Consider the following 20,845-nt stretch of genomic DNA (forward strand, 5'->3'; position numbering starts at 1 on the left):
ACTCTTGATTAGTAATAACATAAATCAAGCGCTGCTGTTAACAGCGCTTACTCAACTGTTTTTTACTACTTAGCAATCCATGGCGTTACTTTTAGTAATGGCGCCGGCACAGTAAATGCTGTTTTATCATCTTCCCACTGCTCAGTAACACTGACATGACAAATTGCTCCTTGGCAATCAAAAGCAGGATCGGCAATCGTCACTGGCTCTGCAAAAGTCAGCACCACACCTTGTTGTTCAGGCAATAAAAAGCTCATCAGTTTGCTAACAAAAAATCCCGACAGATCCGATAATAATTCATCAAACTCATCATTAAGCTGATACAACTGGTGTTTATTTAAATTACTATTATTAAACTCACGCGCCTCAATTTGCAGTTTTAACTGGCAATCATGGTTTTCATTTTGAGGCTCGATAACCACCACAGCTTTATTTGTATCAAGTTGTTTATCAAAAGGAAGTAAAAGCTGAGCATGCTCAGTATAATTAAGCGAAAATTCCTCTCGCTCAGTAATAATGCGCCCAGTTTTAATTAAACATTCGTCATTACTGGCAATGTCGGTGATGTAAAAATTGACCTGAGCAAATTGAAAATCACCTTTATTGACGACTTTTAAACGATCATAAAAGCCATCATAGGAAACCACAAACTCTTTTGCTTGCACAGTAAACGTTGCTATTAGTACAACGGCTAATGCCATAATATGACTGATACTACGTACTGGGTTATTCATCAAAGTAAGCTCTATTTTGGTTGATCATTTGATTTAATTCTTCGATATACGCTTCACCACGCTCGGAATAGGAGATTAATCCGTAACTTAGCTTAGTCGCTGAAATTGGCTTTTCTTGTAAACGCAAATCGGCGCGGATACTACGTAACTCTTTATAAGCTGCATGGGTATTAATATTTTTAAAATAAGAAGTCACGGCTGCTCGCACAGATTTAAATGCCGCCACTTCATGGTCTGCACCAGTATTACGACGATTAGGCACCATACCGCAGCCTTTGCTATAACACCACTGACCAAAAAAGTTTAATCCTATTCGAGCAAATCGAGACGTTCCCCATGCTGATTCGTTTGCCGCTTGCATCAGCGCTAGCTCTTTAGGAATAATATCAACTCGACGTAATGCCTGACGCAAAGACAAACTATCAATCGTTTCTGGTAATTTATAGCTGTTTAAAATCGTTTTAACTTGCTTAGTTTGCGTGCGACTTAATGGCTCATCGTATTGCACCATCATCAATGCAATCTCCAGCGTTGCCCGTTGCTGCAGGATTTTTTTATTTTCAGCCTCAACATGCGGCCGAATAAAGTTAAAAAAAGCATGTTTTTTTTCTTTTACATCACTAAAGCCGTTAAAATCAGGAAGCTTAACGTTATGTAATGGCTTTTCTTTCTTTTTGACTGGTGGCTTGATTAAGGCTGTTTCGCCCTCAATAGTTGAATTCGTCCTTTCTATAAATGGGTAACTCAATGCCCAAATAAAAAATAGGCTAACGATTAAACGAAATAGATACTTAAGCATGTATTCTCTCAAAAAAACTAATGTTTATGCATGGTATATCCACACGCATCTGACCATTCATTATACCTAAGCACTCCAATAAAGGCGAATATACCCATTTGAAGGATTTATAATCTATAAAAATCGGCTACAATTAAGCGCATAAAAACGCTAAAGAAGTTACCGGATACCCATTAATGAAATTAGACTGGCAAAGCCGCATAATAAATCAAAACAAGTTTCGCCCTAATGACAATCGCTCAGCGTGGCAAGTAGACCGCTCCCGGATAATCCATGCAGCTGCATTTAGACGTTTACAAGCTAAAACTCAGATAATGGGGATTGGCCTAAATGATTTTCATCGTACACGATTAACCCATTCTTTAGAGGTATCGCAAATTGGCAGTGGTTTACTTCGTCATTTAGAGAAACAACACCCTGACTTCACACATTTTCCCGACCCTAGTTTGCTTGAGACGCTTTGTTTGGCCCATGATATAGGCCATCCTCCTTATGGTCATGGCGGTGAAATTGCCCTTAACTACATGATGCGTGAACATGGTGGTTTTGAAGGCAATGCACAAACACTGCGCATTGTTTCAAGACTTGAACCATATAGTGATGGTCATGGTATGAACTTAACGCGCCGTACTTTGCTTGGCTTTATAAAATACCCGGCTTTTATTGATGACTTGTGGCACACCATCCCACATCATGATCCGCAACGTGCATTTATAAAAGCTGACGACTGGCGCCCAGCAAAAGGTTTATACAAGGATGATAAAGCGACCTTTGACTGGATTGTAGCGCCTTTATCTGACGCTGATAAACAACGCTTAGGCGATTTTAAGGCCGTCGATGAGTTTAGATCTAAAACCAGTTTTAAATCCCTTGATGCGGCCATTATGGAACTTGCCGACGATATCGCTTATGCCGTACATGACCTTGAAGACGCAATTGCAACAGAGCAAATCACCCTAAAAGAGTGGCAAAATCATGCCTTACCCGCACTTGAGCTTGTGCAATGTGAGTGGCTTAGCGACAGTAACTTAACCGAGCGGCTATTTTTAGGTAGCGAAGCACAACGTAAAGATGTGATTGGGGAATTAGTAAACTTATTTATTACTCAATCATCCATTGTGCACACAGAACTTGAGTTTGAAAATCCAATTTTAAATTACACCGTTGAATTACCGCACAGTTATCAGCATTTACTTGAGACGTTAAAGTCATTTATTTATCAACGACTCATTCGTGCTTCACATATGCAGCAAATTGAGTTTAAAGGACAAAAATTAATTATTGAATTATTTGAAGCATTTGCCTGCGAACCATTACGACTTTTACCTGAAACCACAGCAAATGTGTTTCGCCTAGCACAACAACAAAATGGTAATACACACAGAGTAATTTGTGATTATTTAAGTGGTATGACTGACGAATATGCGTTTAAAACACACCAACGCCTTTTTTCAAGTAATAGCTAATTAATACTCTTGCGTTGCAAAGTTCCACTGCGCAACCTTAAAAACACCGAAACAATCGCTTCGGTGTTTTATTTATATTATTCAATTACAGTGATTTGATACCCATGTTATAAAGGGTGAAACCGTAAATATCTGCATATTGATCAATAATTTTACTGGTTGGTGTACCTGCACCATGACCCGCATTAGTTTCAATACGGATAAGGTATGGATTGTTCCCTGCACCTTTGGCTTGTAGCTCCGCTGCAAACTTATAAGAGTGAGCTGGCACCACACGGTCATCGTGATCGCCTGTGGTGATCAAGGTCGCTGGGTATTTAACCCCAGCTTTTACATTATGAACTGGCGAGTAGCCTTTTAAGTAATCAAACATTTCTTTACTTTGCTCACTCGTACCATAGTCATATGCCCAGCCAGCTCCGGCGGTAAAAGTGTGATACCGTAACATATCAAGTACGCCTACTGCAGGTAGTGCGACTTTAAATAACTCAGGGCGCTGAGTCATGACCGCGCCAACTAATAAACCGCCATTTGAACCACCGCGAACGGCTAGGTAATCACTTGATGTGTATTTCTCTGCGTTTAAATACTCAGCAGCAGCTATAAAATCATCAAATACATTTTGCTTTTTAAGTTGTGTACCCGCATCATGCCACTGTTTACCGTATTCACCGCCACCACGAATATTAGCCACGGCGTAGACACCCCCTTGCTCAAGCCACGCAGCAATGGTTGAACTAAAGCTTGGCGTCATGCTGGCATTAAAACCGCCATAACCATATAGAATAGTTGGGTTAGTACCATCACGTTTTAAATCTTTTCTATAGGAGATGATCATCGGTACTTTAGTGCCATCTTTTGAACTATAAAATACTTGTTCAGAAGTATATGCCGCAGAATCAAACTGCGCCCCAGATTTACGATAAACGTCTGAGTTACCAGTATTTACATCAAACGCATAGGTATTGCCCGGCGTTGTGTAATTAGCGAATGAATAATAAAGCGTACTACTTTCTTTTTTACCACTGAAACCACGAGCGGTACCCACACCGGGTAAACTAATTTCACGAACTAACTTGCCAGCTTTGTCATATTGTTGCACTTTAGAAATGGCATCAACCATGTATTTTGCAAAAAAGAAATCCCCCCCTTTAGACATACTCAATACATTATCTGTTTCTGGGATCAAATCTTGCCAATACTCAACAGTTGGGTTTGCGGCGTCTACCGTCACTACTTTCTTATTCGGCGCATTTAAGTTTGTTACTAAAAATAACTTACTGCCGTCGTTATCTAAAACGTAAGTGTCTGAATCTGTATTATCAAGCACTGTGACAAGTTTGCTGTCTGGCTTGGTTAAATCTTTAATAAACAGTTTATTACCAGATGTTGAAACACTAGCAGAAATCAATAAGTAGCGATTATCACGCGTTACCGAGGCACCAATATAGCGATGTTTTTGTTCCTCAGAGCCACCATATATAAGTTCATCGGTTGTTTGTGCAGTTCCTAATTTATGGTAATACACTTTGTGTTGATCAGTTTTTGCCGAGAGTTCACTGCCTTTAGGTTTATCGTAGCTTGAGTAATAAAAACCATCGTTGCCAACCCAAGCAATACCACTGAACTTTATATCGATTAATGCACTTTCAATTTGCTCTTTACTTTGCGTATCAATAATAATGACTTTACGCCAATCACTGCCACCTTCAGAGATCTGATAAGCTGCTAGCGAACCATCTTCAGAGAAAGTCAGACCAGACATTGAAGTTGTACCATCTTCGCTAAACTTATTTGGATCGAGGAAAACCTCTGCTTCGCCCTTGCCTTTACTACGATAAAGTACATATTGGTTCTGTAGGCCATCATTTTTATAAAAGTAGGTGTATTCACCTTCAGTAAATGGAGCCGTTACTTTTTCGTAATTCATTAGCTTTTCAAGGCTGGCTTTTAATTTATCCCGGTACGGGATATTTTCAAGATATGAAAAAGTCAGTTCATTTTGTGTTTTAACCCACTTAGCTGTATCACTGCTCATATCATCTTCTAACCAACGGTATGGATCAGCCACTTTCTCGTCAAAGTACTGATCAACCACAGTCCCTTTTTTTGTTTCTGGGTAAGTGATAGATTGGTTAGCAGTTATCGGTGCTGCTGCATTATTTTGATTGTTTGTTGATATTGATGTCGATTCAGAACAACCCCAAAGCGCAACTAACACCGCGCAAGTAATGGCTTTTTTTAACATGATTATGATCTTTTAATTATTTGTTAGACTCATAACGGTATAAATTTGTCGTAAGTATGTCTAGTAGTATGAGATCAAAGCGCCTAATATCTGTAAAGAAATGTAAAACTAAATATTTAAAACCAGTCAATAGCATTAACAAGATATGTGATATGAAAAGTACACCAGAATTTACTAGCTTTAAAAAGTTTTACCCATACTACTTACAAGAACATAAAAATATTACCTGCAAACGGTTACATTTTTTTGGTAGCTCTTTGGTGCTTATTATCGTTTTGTATGTGCTGTATAGCCAACAATTTATGCTGTTGTGGTTGCTACCCATTATTGGTTATGGTTTTGCCTGGGTTGGTCATTTCTTCTTTGAGAAAAACCGCCCTGCTACGTTCAAATACCCGTTTTATAGCTTATGGGCAGACTGGGTGATGTTTAAAGATATGCTGATTGGCAAAATAAAATGGTAGTCACTGTTGTTTTGTAATAACCGACAAACAAGCAAAAAGATCATTATGCAAACCTGTTTTTGTCGCTTTTCAGTGATATAGTTAACGCCATTTTTGCTATTCAAGATATTAAAATGTATCGATTATTTGAGCGGATGATCAAGCCGTTTCCCGAACAAAAGCCAACCCAGCCTCCTGCGACGCTATTTGCATTTTGTCGTCACTACACTAAAGGTATGGAAGTCTCGCTATTTTTTATGTCGCTAAGCGCAGCATTGCTCGCGATTTTAGAAGTATCACTGTTTAGCTATATGGGCCAGCTTGTTGATTGGCTAAGTATCTACACCCCTGAAACATTATTTGTTGAGCAAAAATCTGAACTCATAAAAATGGCGATAGTGCTACTTGTTGTCCTACCTATCGTGGTGTTTTTTCATTCTGCGATATTGCACCAAGCCTTGTTAGGTAATTACCCGATGTCAATTCGTTGGTTAGCACATCGCTATTTGCTTCGCCAAAGTGTGAGCTTTTACCAAAATGAATTTGCAGGGCGCATCGCCACCAAAGTAATGCAAACATCCCTCGCGGTGCGTGAAACCGTGATGAAACTACTTGATGTATTAATGTATATCGTGGTTTATTTTGGCGCTATGGTGTTTTTAGTAGCCGAAGCCGATTGGCGCTTAATGCTTCCTTTGCTTGTATGGTTAGCTCTGTATATTTTGATCCAAATGTACTATGTACCTAAGCTCAAAAAAGTGGCTAGCTCGCAAGCAGACGCTCGCTCTGAGATGACCGGCCGAATAGTTGACAGTTACACTAATATTTCGACTATTAAATTGTTCTCATATACCCAACGTGAAGAGCAGTACGCAAAAGACAGCATGGATGTTTTTTTACAACCTGTGTATAAGCAAATGCGCTTAGTTACCAGTTTAAATTTTGCCATTCAAACGCTTAACTACTTTTTAGTATTTAGTGTTGCGGCATTATCTTTGTATTTATGGACTCTGAGCGCCATTAGTGCCGGCGCAATTGCAATTGCGGTAAGCTTAGCACTGCGTTTAAATGGCATGGCACAGTGGATCATGTGGGAAATTAGTGGCTTGTTTGAAAACATCGGCACTGTCGCTGATGGTATGAAAACGTTATCAAACCCAATTGAAGTCGATGATCTGCCTGATGCCAGCACATTAAGTGTAACCACAGGTGCAATTGACTTTAATAATGTGCATTTTAACTACGGTAAAGCCGCAAACGAAACGAATCGCGGCGCTGTTATCAATGGCTTAAATCTCAATATCAAAGCCGGAGAGAAAATAGGTCTTGTTGGTCGCTCTGGCGCTGGTAAGTCAACACTCGTTAATTTGTTGCTACGTTTTTACGATATTGATAGCGGTAGTATCAACATCGACGGCCAAGATATCTCAAAAGTGAGTCAAGAAAGCCTGCGTAAGTACATTGCGATGGTTACCCAAGATACTTCTTTACTGCATCGGACAGTCAAAGAAAATATCCTTTATGGCCGCCCAGATGCCAGCGATGAAGAAATGATGAAAGCGGCTAAACAAGCCAAAGCGCTAGAGTTTATTGATGACCTTGAAGATAGCAAAGGCAACAAAGGTTTTGCAGCCCAAGTGGGTGAGCGCGGCGTAAAACTCTCTGGAGGTCAACGCCAACGTATCGCCATTGCTCGGGTGCTGCTGAAAAACGCCCCGATATTAATTTTAGATGAAGCCACCAGCGCGCTCGATTCTGAAGTTGAAGCGGCTATTCAAGCTAGTCTTGATGATTTAATGACCGGTAAAACCGTCATTGCCATCGCGCATCGACTATCCACTATTGCACAAATGGACCGGCTCATCGTACTTGATGAGGGCGGCATTGTAGAGCAAGGTAGCCATGAAGAACTGCTGGCACAAAATGGTATTTATGCCGCGTTGTGGACACACCAAACCGGTGGGTTTATTGGTGTAGAATAATTTTTACCTAGCCATAACGCCCTAGTTAAGTGTCATTACAAAAAACTTCATCGTTTTTAATACAACTTAAAAACCACACCTTCCCTGCCAATTTGGCTACGAAACTGTTCCCTACAAAACTCATATCTTGGGTGGCTTGGCTGTCTATATACCCAAACCACCTCAAGATGCGAGTTTCAGTTGGAATTAAAAGCGATTTAGTAAAGGCATTGATTGCAAGTAATAGTGGTTCTATTGTTAAAATCAATAACGCAGTATAAATCGCTTTTAAACCAACCCGTTGGGCGTTTCACAGGCACTTACTCTCAGCGTTGTTACTTATTAAAAGGGACTGCCATTGTTGCAAAGTAACGCCTTGATATTAAGCACCTGTGAAACGCTGAATTCTGCATCTTGAGGTGGTTTGGGTATACTGCTATAATCGCGGCCTTTCATAGCCTGCGTAATTTGTCAGAGTGTCTCCTTTTAGCTCTATAATACGCGTATGCGCTAGTAGTTTAAATGACAGCAACCTGTATAAGCGAAATTATCCATGAGCGAAAATAGTCACATTAAAGTCATCGTTGGCATGTCCGGCGGTGTTGATTCTTCTGTATCAGCTTATTTATTAAAACAACAAGGCTATCAAGTTGAAGGCCTGTTTATGAAAAACTGGGAAGAAGATGATAATGATGAATATTGCGCTGCTGCCGACGATTTAAAAGACGCGCAAGCAGTCTGTGACAAGCTGGGGATTGAACTACACACAGTTAATTTTGCCGCAGAATATTGGGATAACGTATTTGAGTACTTTCTTGCTGAATATAAAGCAGGCCGTACGCCAAATCCTGACATCATGTGTAATAAAGAAATCAAATTCAAAGCTTTTTTAGAATTTGCAGCAACGGCGCTTGGCGCTGACTTTATAGCCACGGGCCATTATGTACGCCGTGAATTACGCGATGATAAATACGTTATGTGTCGTGGTCTTGATGATAACAAAGATCAAAGCTACTTTTTATACACATTAAGTCATGAACATATTGCACAAACGCTGTTCCCAGTTGGTGATATTGCCAAACCTGAAGTGCGCCGCATTGCTGAAGAACAAGACTTAATTACCCACGATAAAAAAGACAGTACCGGTATTTGCTTTATCGGTGAGCGTAAGTTTAAAGACTTCCTACAAAAATTCTTACCTGCACAACCGGGTGTTATTGAAGACACAGACGGTAACAACGTTGGTGAACACGAAGGCTTGATGTATCACACTCTCGGTCAACGTAAAGGTTTGCTAATTGGTGGCATGAAAGAAGGCTCTGGCGAACCATGGTATGTAGTAGATAAAGACTTAGAACGCAACGTATTGATTGTTGGTCAAGGTAAAGACCATCCGCGTCTTTACAGCAATGGACTAAATGCCAACCAATTACACTGGGTTGATCGTGTTGGGCCAAAAGGTACCACCCGCTGCACAGTAAAAACTCGCTATCGTCAAGAAGACCTAAACTGTACGCTGCTCGTTGGCGATGATGGTTTTGCCCGAGTATTATTTGATGAACCACAAAAAGCAGTAACCCCAGGACAATCTGCGGTATTTTATGCCAACGAAATATGTTTAGGTGGCGGTATTATTGATTCGGTGATCAAATAATGAATGAACACCAAGTCATGGCATTAGCAGCCATGTGCCAAGTTGCTAAACAAGTTCAAAAAATAGCGCAGTACGGCAGTAGCAACGATTACGAATTAGAAAAACTATTAACCAGTATTGTACAAACCTCCCCTGATTCACCCAGTGATGTGTATCAAGGCACTGAGAATCTAAGAGATGGTTATAAAATCTTACTTGATCAACTCAGTGCAGGTGAAAAGAAAGATGTTGAAATCGTCAAATACGTTGGCGGTTTAATGCAACTTGAGCGTGCACTGAGCGCAAAAGCAAGTAGCTTAGCAGAGCTTGGTAAAAGCATTGATGATATCAAGCGACGTCTTGATCACTTTGCTATTACTGATGACACTGTTATTACGGCTCTTGCCGATATTTATTCAAAGGTGCTTAGCCCCCTAGGGCACCGAATTCAGGTTTATGGCAAGCCTGACTTACTAAAACAGCAATTAGTACAACACAAAATACGTGCATTATTATTAGCAGGTATTCGCAGTGCAGTATTATGGCGACAAATGGGCGGTAAACGCCGTCACTTTTTCTTTGCGAAAAGAAGAATTATCGCCATTGCTAAAAACCATATTTAATTATCGTTCAAAACTAAAATTTAGGAGTTATTATGGAGCTTTCAGCGTTAACAGCTATCTCTCCGGTGGATGGTCGCTACGGCAGCAAAACCACTGAACTACGCAGTATTTTCAGCGAATTTGGCTTGATAAAATACCGTGTAACAGTCGAAGTTCGTTGGTTACAAGCCCTTGCAGCAGCTGATGCGATCAAAGAAGTACCGGCATTTAGCGACGAAGCCAATGCTTTACTTAACGCGATTGTTGATAACTTCAGCGAAGCCGATGCGCAACGTGTAAAAGATATCGAGCGTACTACAAACCACGATGTTAAAGCCGTTGAATACTTATTAAAAGAAAAAGTAGCTGACAACGCCGAGTTACATGCAATTAATGAATTTATTCACTTTGCATGTACATCAGAAGACATCAATAACCTGTCTCACGGTTTAATGCTCACTGAAGCACGTAACGAAGTATTACTTCCTTACTGTGATCAACTACTTAATGCAATTAAAGAAAAAGCCATTGAGTACAAAGCAGTACCAATGATGACACGTACTCACGGTCAACCTGCAACACCTTCAACTATGGGCAAAGAATTTGCCAACGTATATATGCGTTTAAAGCGTCAACGTGACCAAATTGCACAAGTTGAAATGCTAGGTAAAATCAACGGTGCTGTAGGTAACTACAATGCTCACCTCAGTGCCTACCCTGATTACGATTGGCACAATCATGCTGAGCAATTTGTAACTAGCCTAGGGTTAACATTCAACCCATTTACAACGCAAATTGAACCGCATGACTACATTGCCGAGTTATTTGATGCGATTGCTCGCTTTAACACTATCTTATTAGATTTTGACCGTGATGCATGGGGCTATATAGCGCTAAATCACTTTAAACAAAAAACCATTGCGGGTGAAATTGGTTCATCAACTATGCCACATAAAGTTAACCCGATTGATTTTGAAAACTCAGAAGGTAACTTAGGCCTAGCAAATGCTATTTTCGCTCATCTAGCGCAAAAGCTGCCGGTATCTCGCTGGCAACGTGACCTTACTGACTCAACAGTACTGCGTAACTTAGGTGTTGGTATGGGTTATGCGCTAATTGCATACCAGTCAACCCTAAAAGGTGTAAGCAAGTTAGAAGTAAACGAGCAACGATTACTTGACGAGTTGGATCAGAACTGGGAACTGCTAGCAGAGCCAATTCAGACGGTAATGCGTAAATACGGCATCGAAAAACCATACGAAAAGCTAAAAGATTTAACCCGTGGTAAACGTGTAAATCAAGAGATCATGGCTGACTTCATCGATGGTTTAGAGTTACCGGAAGAAGCAAAAGTAGAAATGAAAAAACTAACACCGGCTAACTATATTGGTCGTGCTGTAGAGTTTATCGACAACCTAGTTTAAGCTTTCTGCGACAACTTATTTTATATACACTATAAAGCGAAAGGCTCTTGCCTTTCGCTTTTTTCATTTTAATGGGCGCAGCATGTATCAATTAACGATTAACGACTTATCCGAGCAAGACTTTCTAACACAGTATTGGCAAAAAAAACCGCTCTTGATCAAACAAGGGTTTACAGACTTTGCCGACCCGCTTGATGCTAATGAGCTTGCCGGTCTTGCCATGGAAGAGAGCATTGAATCGCGTATTATCACTAATCATGATAATGACTGGCAAGCGCATCATGGCCCATTTGAAGATTTTGAATTACTAACCGAGCAACATTCTACCCTACTCGTACAAGCAGTCGATCATTGGCATCCTAATGCTGCGCAGCTGCTGGAACCATTTCGGTTTATTCCTAATTGGCGTATTGATGACCTAATGATCAGCTTTTCAACGCCTGGGGGTGGAGTCGGTCCGCATTTAGATCAATACGACGTATTTATTATTCAAGGTGAAGGCAAGCGTCATTGGCGTGTCGGTATGCCAGATAATAAACTAAAACAATTTGCACAAAATAAAAGTTTATTACAAGTTGAACAATTTCCAGCCGTGATTGATTGCATCCTAGAACCTGGCGATATTTTATACATCCCGCCGGGCTGCCCACATGAAGGTTATGCTGTAGAAAACGCATTAAACTACTCGATCGGATTTCGTGCACCAAATCAACGCGATTTATTATCAAACTTTGCTGATCACATTATTGATAAAGAAGCGGGAAATAGCCGTTATCAAGACCCTGCAATAACACTGCGCGATTCTAAAGGTGAGATCCAAGCTTGCGAAGTCGAAAACATTAAACTATTAATGCAAGCGGCCCTAAATGACGACGCATTACTTAAATCTTGGTTAGGTAATACACTTAGTCAACCTAAGCATGAAATGGATTTAATGCCGCCAGAAGATTTATTTAATAGTGAACAAATAGCTGAGCTATTGAATGATGATGATGTGATTTTTGAGCGCCTCGGTGGCACCCGTGCATTGTATCAAGTTTTTGAAAATGAAATACTTCTCAGCGTAAATGGTGAAAACTACCCACTCCCTGTTAGTGACTTAACTGCGGTTAAATTACTCACTGACCATACTATGGTGACAGCAGAGCAACTAAATAGTTCAAAAAATAGTTTAGTTTTTATACAAACCTTTACTACACTAATTAATGAGGGGATTTGGTTTTGCTAGGAGTGTGTTTGTATGGGCTATCATATCAACAAGGTAGAATGGGATATAGGCAAGGAGTTACTACAACAGATCAGAGAGCGGGTATTTGTATGTGAACTACATATTCCCAAACATATCGAGTTTGATAATCTTGATAGATATGCTCATCATATACTGGTAACAGATGACAGCCAAGGCCCAGTTGCAACAGGCCGATTATGTAGCGATGGCCTTATTAGCCGTATTGCGGTGCTGCCAGAGCACCGTAATCGCTCCGTCTATCGTTCATTGCTGAATTATATTGTTGAGCTTGCACAACAGCAGGGTTGTGATTGCGTCAGCATTAATTGTATTTTAAATGAGGTAGAACGATTTAAACGTAATGGCTTTGAACAACAAGGTTGTGTGTTTATGGAAGCAGGTATTCCACGGCTTCGTATGCAATGCCCCATTAATAAATTCAATACGAAACCATTTACACTGGTGCATTGATAAAAATTTATTAAAAATGGCCATCCTAGCGAGTTAAAAACCACCAATTTAACGCAATGGGCATTAAAAAAGCGAACATATTAATGTGTAACTCCACATAACACGTTCGCTTTTTTAATTTTTAAAGCTGTTCTTTATATTAAAATCTTTAAGTTAAAATTATAAATAAGCTTTCAGGTTAATTAACTTCGTTTGCCCACAGCTCTTCTTTTTCGTACATTTCATAAATACCATGCGCACGATTAATTAGTAGGTTTGCAAAATCAACTTTAGTTTTATCGTGTCCACCGGTTTGCATAATTTGATCTGCTTTTAACTGCCATTGCAGAGAAAAATATCGCAGCGCATCACGCGCATTTTCGGCAACTGATGCTAACGCATGATCAGTTGGTAAGCGACCGGTGATAACCCAATAACTTTTACCGTCTTGGCCTTTAAACTTCCATAGGGCACATAACGGAGCGATAAAGCGGCTTTCTTTTTCTAGCAAAGTTTTTGGCATTACGCCCTTCTCTGCTAAATGCTTTTGTGCATTTTGAAAACACTCACGTTGCCATGCAATACTTTGCTGCTTTGCTTGTTCTTGTTCTTCTGGTGTTAATTCTTTAAGTTGTTTTTGTTCCACAGTATTCATCACTCGTTTACATCATTTTAGCTACTTTAAGTGCATATAATTATCGGTGCAAGTATAAAAGACCAATTCCAGCGAGATCATAAGCGATCGCCTGTTTTTTCTACATTCTAACCCATCGTTCTACGCACAACTGTTTACTAATACTGCAAAAAAATCAATTTATAGCTAATTTATAAACTATAAAGCCGCTGTTAATGCATACCAGCACGGTATTATTCATCGTTTGTTTAACGATAATTCTTTTTCGCTGTCATACGATTAAAAAAACTAGGAAAGAAACGTTTTATAGTCGGAGCCCAGCCACTGATCCCCTCGCCAACCACCACTTCATCTTTACGTTTAGCTATTGCACTGACCATTTGCTTCACAGCAGCCGTTACATCCATACCATTTTCAATAGAGTGTTCAGCCTTATTTTGCGCAATACCATGTTCATTAAGTGAATTATGAGCAATAGCCGTTTTTATAGAGCCTGGGCAGATAGTCAAACAATGAATGTTTTTATCGGCCACTTCAGCTCGCAAACAATCCATAAAACCAACGACTGCATATTTAGAGCCTGAGTAACCGGTTCTGAATTTAGAGCCAACTTTACCTGCGACACTACTGATTGATACTACACAGCCGCCGCCATTTTTAACCATACTCGGTAATACCGCTTTAGTTAGCGCAATCAAACCAAAATAGTTAACTTCCATAAGTTGACGATACACAATAAAGTCATTTTCTAAAAACAAACTACGCTGCGACACGCCACCATTATTAATTAAAATATCAACGTTACCAATCGTAGCCATACTATTTGCAACATACTCAAGTACCCGCTCAGGTTGTGATAAATCAAGAGGTATTACTTTGTGTTGTCCAGCCGGTAACTCGCTACAAAGTTGATTTAGTTTATCTGCACTTCTGGCTGATAAAATAATATTAGCGCCTAAGTGTGCTAACTGTATCGCTAACTCTTTACCAATACCTGATGATGCCCCGGTGATCCACACCGTTTTATTATTAAAGTTCATGCTCTACCTATGATTATTATTAAGGCTTTGTAGGACCCGCAATGTCTGTGATCTGTTGCTCGAGTTGTTTATATAGTCCGAGTAAAAAAAGCGCCTCAACAAGCACAAATAATGGCCCAATGATAAGCCCGATTAAGTCATCAACAAAAGCTGGTTTTTTACCTTCAAAATAATGCCCAATAAACTGTAAAACCCAGCCAAAAATAAAAACACCTATACTAACAGCTAACCAGCTAGTAAAACTAAGTGATGCAATTGGCGCAGCCGCTATACTCATTACTACTAAAATAACAGCCATTATCAAACCTAGTGAGACATTAAGCAGTAAATAATAAATCACAGTAGCTAACACAAAAACATGAGCGCCATTGATAACATGATCAGCAACCGGTAAATAAATACGCGCTAATAAACACAATACAGCGTATACAATGAGTGGAATACCAAAAAAGTGTGTGAGTACATTGCGTTTTGAACGGTGATATAAGCCATAATTGCCCAGTTGTTGTTGCAGTGTTTTCATTTTCTTTACTTTATATAATTATCTTATTATTTACTTTAGCAGTTAACACAACGTAACAATGTCTTCTACCCGACATTTTTAAAATCCACTTATACAAATGCGCTTATGATTTTACCTTTATCGTGATCTGGAGTTTTAGATTGTAACTCACGGCCTTTTTGATATTCTTGTCCAAGCATTTTTTGTAACGATTCCATTTGTTTTGCTAATTCGTCATTCCCCCCTCCCTGCTCTTGTATTTTTTCTGTCAGCTTTTCAATCGCGGCCTTAAGTTCAGCTATTTTATCTTTATCAACACCTAATCGTTGATAAATAAGCGCTTCATTTGCTTTTTCTAAAAAGTCTTTTCCATATGAAGGGTTTTTAGGGCTGCTAACAGTATTAGCTTGGCTATTTATTGCCGTTTCTGGCAATTCGGTTGCCGCTTTAGAATGGCTTATGCTTTTCGCTTGCACAGGAGGGTTATAAGGTTCTGTACGGTACTGATTATTAAATATTAGTGAGCTCATTGCTTCAAATCCATTGATAGTTTTATTTTATAAAGCAAATTTAAGGCCAATGTACTTATATCAGGTAAAAATAATAACGCAGCTAATGTACAAGTAAAGCCAGCTGTTGTTTATCAAGAATTTCTATACGCTGGTAATGAAGGGAAATAAGCTTTTTTTCACTTAATAACTGCAAGATTTGATTAATAGTTTGACGAGTTAAATAGGTCATATCTGCGAGTTGTTGCTGCGATAACATAATAGTAGCGGTATTACTGGGCAGCGACATGGTTGCCATCATAACCAGCCTTTTACAGACTTTCTGCTGTGCAGTTAATAAAGCATGATCTTCTAATGAAGTGAACAGCAGCCGCATTTTTTGTGAAAGTAAAACACCAAAATCATGCCAGTAAACAGGCATGATTGCCAATAATTGTATCAGTGCCCGATGCGGTACATGTAGCAATCGAGCGGGTGTTTGTGCATAAACATCGTGGGTACGCAAACCACCATCAAATAAAGCAACTTCACCAAACCAAATAGCGGGATCTATAAAACTCAGTACCGCTTCTTTACCTTCTCCATTTACTCCACTGACTCGCATAACTCCATTAACAACAGCGTATAAACCCGCATTTTCATCTCCTCTTAAAAATAATGCTTCACCCGCATCGAGTTTAATTACTTTTGCATGTAACAATAGCTGGTGTTGAAATTCTTTAGAGCGGCTACTAAACCAATTTCCTTGGTTAACTATCGCACGGTCCTGTTCATTCATATCGGTTTACTCTACATTAGTTTTAATAATCAAATAATAAAAGGGATCATTATGTTACACAAAGTTATTTACAGCGGCTTATTGCTAAGTACGTTATCTGCACCAAGTTTTGCAGCAGCTCCTGATCAACAGCTCAACAAGAATCTAAAAAAAGCTAACCACAGTGTAAGTGAAAAAGTGATCACTTGGCGACGCCATCTTCACCAATACCCAGAGCTTAGTAACCGCGAATTTGAAACGGCTAAATACATTACTAAACATTTAAAAGCACTGGGGCTCGAAGTACAAACTGGGATAGCCCATACGGGTGTAGTTGCTAAACTCAAAGGTGGTAAAAAAGGCCCTTTAGTGGCGCTGCGTGCCGATATGGACGCCCTGCCTGTCACTGAGCAAGTTGATTTACCGTTTGCTTCAACTCAGACCTCAACCTACCGTGGTAATGAAGTCGGTGTTATGCACGCCTGCGGCCATGATAACCATGTCGCTATTCTAATGGCTGTAGCTGAATCGTTGGCTAAAATTCAAGATGACTTAGCGGGTGATGTATTATTTGTCTTTCAACCAGCTGAAGAAGGTGCCCCAGAAGGTGAAGAAGGTGCCCCAGAAGGTGAAGAAGGCGGTGCTGAACTCATGCTAAAAGAAGGCTTATTTAAAGAAAAACCTGACGCCGTGTTTGGTTTACATGTAACCAGTTCATTAAACACAGGCCAAATTGGCTTCCGTGAAGGCCCGCTTATGGCCAGTGAAGATTCATTTACAATTAATGTACAAGGCCGCCAAACTCATGGTTCACGACCATGGAATGGTGTTGATCCGATTGTGGCATCATCACAAATAATTATGGCCACACAAACAATTTCATCTCGCCAAGTTGATGTTACTAAAGCGCCGTCAGTTATTTCGTTTGGTGCTATTAATGGCGGCGTACGTTCCAATATCATTCCGGATAGTGTCGAGTTAATTGGCACTATTCGCACCTTTGACCAAGCAATGCGCGCTGATATCAAAAAGCGTTTAGTGAAAACAGCTGAAATGGTCGCTGAATCCGGTGGTGCTAAAGCTGATGTACATATCGACCACGGCTACCCTGTCACCGTAAACGATGTAAAACTCACGCAAAAAATGACGCCAACACTAACTAAAGTTGCTGGGGCTGAGAATATCATTACCACTGATTTGATCACCGGCGCTGAAGATTTCAGCTATTACGCTTTAGAAACTCCTGAATTGTTTTTCTTTTTAGGTGTTACCCCACAAGGTCAAGATGCAAAAACGGCAGCAAGTAATCACTCACCACAGTTTTTCGCTGACGAGCAAGCACTGCAATTAGGCGTGAATGCGATGACGCAGTTAGTTGTGGATTACTTTGCGATGAAAAAATAACCAGAACTCCAACGTACATGCTAAATCATAATCGGTTAGCATAAAATAAATATACCCACACTCTGTGGGTATATTTAAAAGTATTGATAAACCTACGCGGATTTATTTTATCGTGCGGTTAGTAGCTGTGATAAATAGTCAGGCTTACCTTCAATACGTTCAAGGTGAGGATATTTAAGGCCATCATGATAATCGATCTGGATTTCACTGTACTGATCAAAGTTTTTCACCAAGAGCTTAATTGGCGCTTTTGAGCCTTTAGCATCCGTCACTGCATCTTTGAGTGCATCAGCACTAAATTGAGTATTATTAACGGCAACAATTTGCATACTTGGCGCAAGACCCGCATTAAATGCAGGGCTATCCCATAATACGTCACGCATTTTGCCTTCTTTATTTACCGAGAAGCCCAGAGAATAAAGTAAATCAGTTGATTTATAGCGGCTTTCAATTGCTTTAATGCCCTCAGAGGCTTTATCGTTATAGGTCAATTTCCAACCTTGGTCTTCCAGTGATTTAGATAAGTTAACATGGCCTTTTAAACGCGAATTAATAAAGTCATCCCATTGATACTTTTCAATACCATTAAGCGTGTTAATCACATCATCAAATTTGTAGGTCAACACATTCCAATCACCCGGGTTTACGCCAAAAAAGTTGTGGGCAAAATCATCTAATGAATGACTGTTGTTACTCAATTCACGTAATTTTGCATCAACCGCAAACCAAATTAATTCTCCACCAGAGTAATAGTCTTCGCTCATTTGATAACTACGATAAGGCAAAGATGAACGCTGAGCGATAGTTGGATCGTTGGTTGTATCTAAAATATTACGCCATGCCATGCCAGGTCGGCCTTGGTCGTAGGTTGCACCTAAACGAGCTAGCATATCCATCGCATTTTCTTGGCTCCAAAGTCCTGAACGAGCCGCAATGACTTGCCCCCAAAACTGTGTTTGCCCTTCATATACCCATAAACCATTAGCTTCTTTAACTTGGTTATAGGTCGGTGTCCATAATGCGTCAGGGCGACGATATTTACCATTCCATGAATGATTAAATTCGTGTGCTAATAAATCGCGACCGACCCATGACTTATCCCAGTCAGTAAAATAATTTTCTTTCGCGCTATTTTCACTTGAGCGATGATGTTCCATGCCGATACCGCCTAACTTATCTGTCAGGGCAAGTAAAAAGTCATAATGATCAAAGTGATGTGCACCATAAAGCGCATACATTTGTTGAATAAGCTCACGGTGTGCTGTTAACCCTTCTGCACTGATCTCAAGATCTTTTTCTTTATCGGCAAAGACATTTAAGAACACCGGAGTATCTGCATTTGGGTTTAGGTCAACACGCTTATAGTGGCTACCGGCAAACATTGGCGAGTCTACAAGGTTTTCAAAATCAATTCCCTCAAAGGTAACTGTATTGCCTTTTTGCGAAGACTTTTCAAGTGCAGTAGCAAACTGCCACCCTTTTGGTAACGTTACACTCGGTTGAAATTTAATTTTACGGCTATAGTGCCCAGCAGGGTAAAGCGCTACTGTATCCCATTGTAAATTGAGCATTTCTGGCGTCATCATAACGCGCCCTTGCTCTGAACTTTGTGGTGACAAGAATTGATATTCAACATGCAACTCACGTACACCTTTAGGAACTTTAAGATTAAAAGCATATACGTTGCCAGGATCTCGTTGCCATTCGATCACTTTACCTTTTGCTGACATTTTCAATCCAGCCAACTGACTTATTGGTCCAACTGGTGAGTGATGTCCAGGTATCCATTGCGGATAAAGCAAAGTCATTTCACCAGCATTAACAGGGATAGTTTCGTTTATTTTAAAAATACGATGAGCTAGATCTGTGGCATCAACCGCTATTTTTATAGTGCCGGAATATGGGGTATCAGTCGGATTTGGAACATCAGCAAACGCTGGAAGCATAAAGCCCATAACAGAGCTGAGGGCAGCAGCAAAAACATGTTTATTCACTTACTTCTCCAATTAGAGAGGCGCAAAGCACGCGCATTAGATTGGTATTGTCCTAGTAATTTGAGTGCAAAACACTCGGCAACCTCCCTTTAATTTCAGAAATTTCTGAAACAATCAACATCTGTTATAACTATAACAACAGCTAATAGCAATGATTTATGGACGAACAACCATTTAATGCGTTCAATTTATTTGCGCTTTAAGTCAATTTATAGTGCCGAATTTAGCTGTATCAGCGCTTATTTGCATTCTTGTACTGAGAATATAAGAGCGCTGCAAGCACTGTTTTAAAACTTAATCATGCACAATACCTATGTTCAGGCTAAATAAATCATCAGTACGCTATTCTAATAGGCTACTTTTTTGGTAATGGTATGGAGACCACAATGGCATCTGACTATTTTCATTTGTTAAATTTGATCGGGGTAGCGTTTTTTGCCATCTCAGGTACTCTAATGGGCCATGAAAAAAACATAGGAGGTTTTGGTGTTGTGGTTGTCGCGTCAGTGACAGCGCTCGGCGGCGGCACACTGCGCGACGTATTATTAAACCACCCAGTATTTTGGATAGCCGAACCGGATTATTTATACGCAACATACAGCGCCATATTTATCGCCGTAATATTTATTCGTCATTTACCTCACGTATCAAACTATTACATGTTGCTGGTCGATGCTTTGGGCATGGCAATTTTTAATATTGTTGGCATTGAAAAGTCCTTAATCGAAGGCACTACGATGATTGTGGCTATTACTATGGGCATGACCACGGGCATCTTTGGTGGTCTAATGCGCGATGTAATATGCCGTGAAGTCCCCCTTGTCATGCGCGAAGAGCTCTACTCCACCGCGTGCCTATCTGGTGGCTTAACTTATGCCACACTGTTTCTATTAGAAGTACCTTATGTTTGGTGTATTTTAGGCGCACTCTTTATTACCGTATTTTTACGGCTCGGTTCCCTACACTGGGGATGGCAACCAAATATATTTAGAAAAAGGTCGGTTAGAAAACAATAGT

19 protein-coding genes are annotated in these 20,845 nt (G+C 40.0%); 10 read left to right on the top strand and 9 right to left on the bottom strand.

Annotated elements, in window-relative coordinates:
- Window positions 1-65: 65 nt before the first annotated feature.
- Both PVK79_RS15045 and PVK79_RS15050 read right to left on the bottom strand, forming a co-directional pair.
- Entirely contained in the window at window positions 66-734 is a 669-nt protein-coding gene (locus PVK79_RS15045; protein ID WP_257326097.1) for a DUF2987 domain-containing protein, read from the bottom strand.
- A complete protein-coding gene (locus PVK79_RS15050; protein ID WP_182730627.1) occupies window positions 727-1,533 on the bottom strand; it encodes a glucosaminidase domain-containing protein in 807 nt (268 codons plus the stop codon). Before PVK79_RS15050 ends, PVK79_RS15045 begins: the two co-directional genes overlap by 8 nt.
- 176 nt (window positions 1,534-1,709) lie before the next feature.
- On the opposite strand from PVK79_RS15050, the gene PVK79_RS15055 reads away from it, so the two are divergent.
- Complete coding sequence (locus PVK79_RS15055) at window positions 1,710-2,999, top strand: anti-phage deoxyguanosine triphosphatase (RefSeq protein WP_145233134.1); 1,290 nt, start codon at window positions 1,710-1,712, stop codon at window positions 2,997-2,999.
- A gap of 85 nt (window positions 3,000-3,084) precedes the next feature.
- Here the strand turns inward: PVK79_RS15055 and PVK79_RS15060 are convergent, their stop codons facing one another.
- Window positions 3,085-5,247: a prolyl oligopeptidase family serine peptidase gene (locus PVK79_RS15060; protein ID WP_182819204.1), complete on the bottom strand. Its 2,163-nt coding sequence runs from the start codon at window positions 5,245-5,247 to the stop codon at window positions 3,085-3,087.
- Window positions 5,248-5,399: 152 nt separating this feature from the next.
- On the opposite strand from PVK79_RS15060, the gene PVK79_RS15065 reads away from it, so the two are divergent.
- From PVK79_RS15065 to PVK79_RS15095, 7 genes are all read left to right on the top strand, one after another.
- On the top strand, window positions 5,400-5,711 hold the full coding sequence (locus PVK79_RS15065; protein ID WP_149982533.1) for an Mpo1-like protein: 312 nt from the start codon (window positions 5,400-5,402) through the stop codon (window positions 5,709-5,711).
- Between the two features lie 113 nt (window positions 5,712-5,824).
- Window positions 5,825-7,672 (top strand): ABC transporter ATP-binding protein, encoded by a 1,848-nt coding sequence (locus tag PVK79_RS15070; RefSeq protein ID WP_182734261.1) that lies wholly within the window; start codon window positions 5,825-5,827, stop codon window positions 7,670-7,672.
- Between the two features lie 532 nt (window positions 7,673-8,204).
- Window positions 8,205-9,305, top strand: coding sequence for a tRNA 2-thiouridine(34) synthase MnmA (gene mnmA / locus PVK79_RS15075; RefSeq protein ID WP_145233130.1), 1,101 nt, complete (start codon window positions 8,205-8,207; stop codon window positions 9,303-9,305).
- On the top strand, window positions 9,305-9,907 hold the full coding sequence (gene hflD, locus PVK79_RS15080; protein WP_149982535.1) for a high frequency lysogenization protein HflD: 603 nt from the start codon (window positions 9,305-9,307) through the stop codon (window positions 9,905-9,907). The genes mnmA and hflD overlap by 1 nt, the downstream gene beginning before the upstream one ends.
- Before the next feature lie 32 nt (window positions 9,908-9,939).
- Entirely contained in the window at window positions 9,940-11,310 is a 1,371-nt protein-coding gene (purB, locus tag PVK79_RS15085; protein WP_145233128.1) for an adenylosuccinate lyase, read from the top strand.
- A gap of 82 nt (window positions 11,311-11,392) precedes the next feature.
- The gene (locus PVK79_RS15090) at window positions 11,393-12,538 is read left to right on the top strand and encodes a ribosomal protein uL16 3-hydroxylase (RefSeq protein WP_182730630.1); all 1,146 of its coding nucleotides are present in this window, start codon (window positions 11,393-11,395) and stop codon (window positions 12,536-12,538) included.
- A gap of 12 nt (window positions 12,539-12,550) precedes the next feature.
- Window positions 12,551-13,009, top strand: coding sequence for a GNAT family N-acetyltransferase (locus PVK79_RS15095; protein ID WP_182759338.1), 459 nt, complete (start codon window positions 12,551-12,553; stop codon window positions 13,007-13,009).
- 178 nt (window positions 13,010-13,187) lie between these two features.
- Here the strand turns inward: PVK79_RS15095 and PVK79_RS15100 are convergent, their stop codons facing one another.
- The 5 genes from PVK79_RS15100 to PVK79_RS15120 all read right to left on the bottom strand — a co-directional run bounded on the left by PVK79_RS15100 (window position 13,188) and on the right by PVK79_RS15120 (window position 16,451).
- On the bottom strand, window positions 13,188-13,643 hold the full coding sequence (locus PVK79_RS15100) for a DUF4826 family protein (protein ID WP_220493027.1): 456 nt from the start codon (window positions 13,641-13,643) through the stop codon (window positions 13,188-13,190).
- A gap of 227 nt (window positions 13,644-13,870) precedes the next feature.
- A complete protein-coding gene (locus tag PVK79_RS15105) occupies window positions 13,871-14,662 on the bottom strand; it encodes an SDR family oxidoreductase (RefSeq protein ID WP_145233125.1) in 792 nt (263 codons plus the stop codon).
- A gap of 19 nt (window positions 14,663-14,681) precedes the next feature.
- On the bottom strand, window positions 14,682-15,185 hold the full coding sequence (locus PVK79_RS15110; RefSeq protein ID WP_145233124.1) for an Mpo1 family 2-hydroxy fatty acid dioxygenase: 504 nt from the start codon (window positions 15,183-15,185) through the stop codon (window positions 14,682-14,684).
- A gap of 89 nt (window positions 15,186-15,274) precedes the next feature.
- Window positions 15,275-15,694, bottom strand: coding sequence for a hypothetical protein (locus PVK79_RS15115; protein ID WP_182730631.1), 420 nt, complete (start codon window positions 15,692-15,694; stop codon window positions 15,275-15,277).
- An 82-nt stretch (window positions 15,695-15,776) separates the two neighbouring features.
- Entirely contained in the window at window positions 15,777-16,451 is a 675-nt protein-coding gene (locus PVK79_RS15120) for a Crp/Fnr family transcriptional regulator (protein ID WP_182777639.1), read from the bottom strand.
- 51 nt (window positions 16,452-16,502) lie between these two features.
- On the opposite strand from PVK79_RS15120, the gene PVK79_RS15125 reads away from it, so the two are divergent.
- On the top strand, window positions 16,503-17,834 hold the full coding sequence (locus PVK79_RS15125; RefSeq protein ID WP_257326098.1) for an amidohydrolase: 1,332 nt from the start codon (window positions 16,503-16,505) through the stop codon (window positions 17,832-17,834).
- Between the two features lie 107 nt (window positions 17,835-17,941).
- Here PVK79_RS15125 and PVK79_RS15130 read toward each other — a convergent pair whose 3' ends face one another.
- Complete coding sequence (locus tag PVK79_RS15130) at window positions 17,942-19,828, bottom strand: M61 family metallopeptidase (protein ID WP_182757608.1); 1,887 nt, start codon at window positions 19,826-19,828, stop codon at window positions 17,942-17,944.
- Window positions 19,829-20,214: 386 nt separating this feature from the next.
- Here PVK79_RS15130 and PVK79_RS15135 point away from each other — a divergent pair, with 386 nt between their 5' ends.
- Window positions 20,215-20,844, top strand: a complete 630-nt coding sequence (locus PVK79_RS15135) for a trimeric intracellular cation channel family protein (RefSeq protein WP_149982542.1) — start codon at window positions 20,215-20,217, stop codon at window positions 20,842-20,844.
- The last annotated feature ends 1 nt before the right edge of the window (window position 20,845 follow it).

This window comes from Pseudoalteromonas rhizosphaerae (genome assembly GCF_028885455.1).
GTDB lineage: Bacteria > Pseudomonadota > Gammaproteobacteria > Enterobacterales > Alteromonadaceae > Pseudoalteromonas > Pseudoalteromonas rhizosphaerae.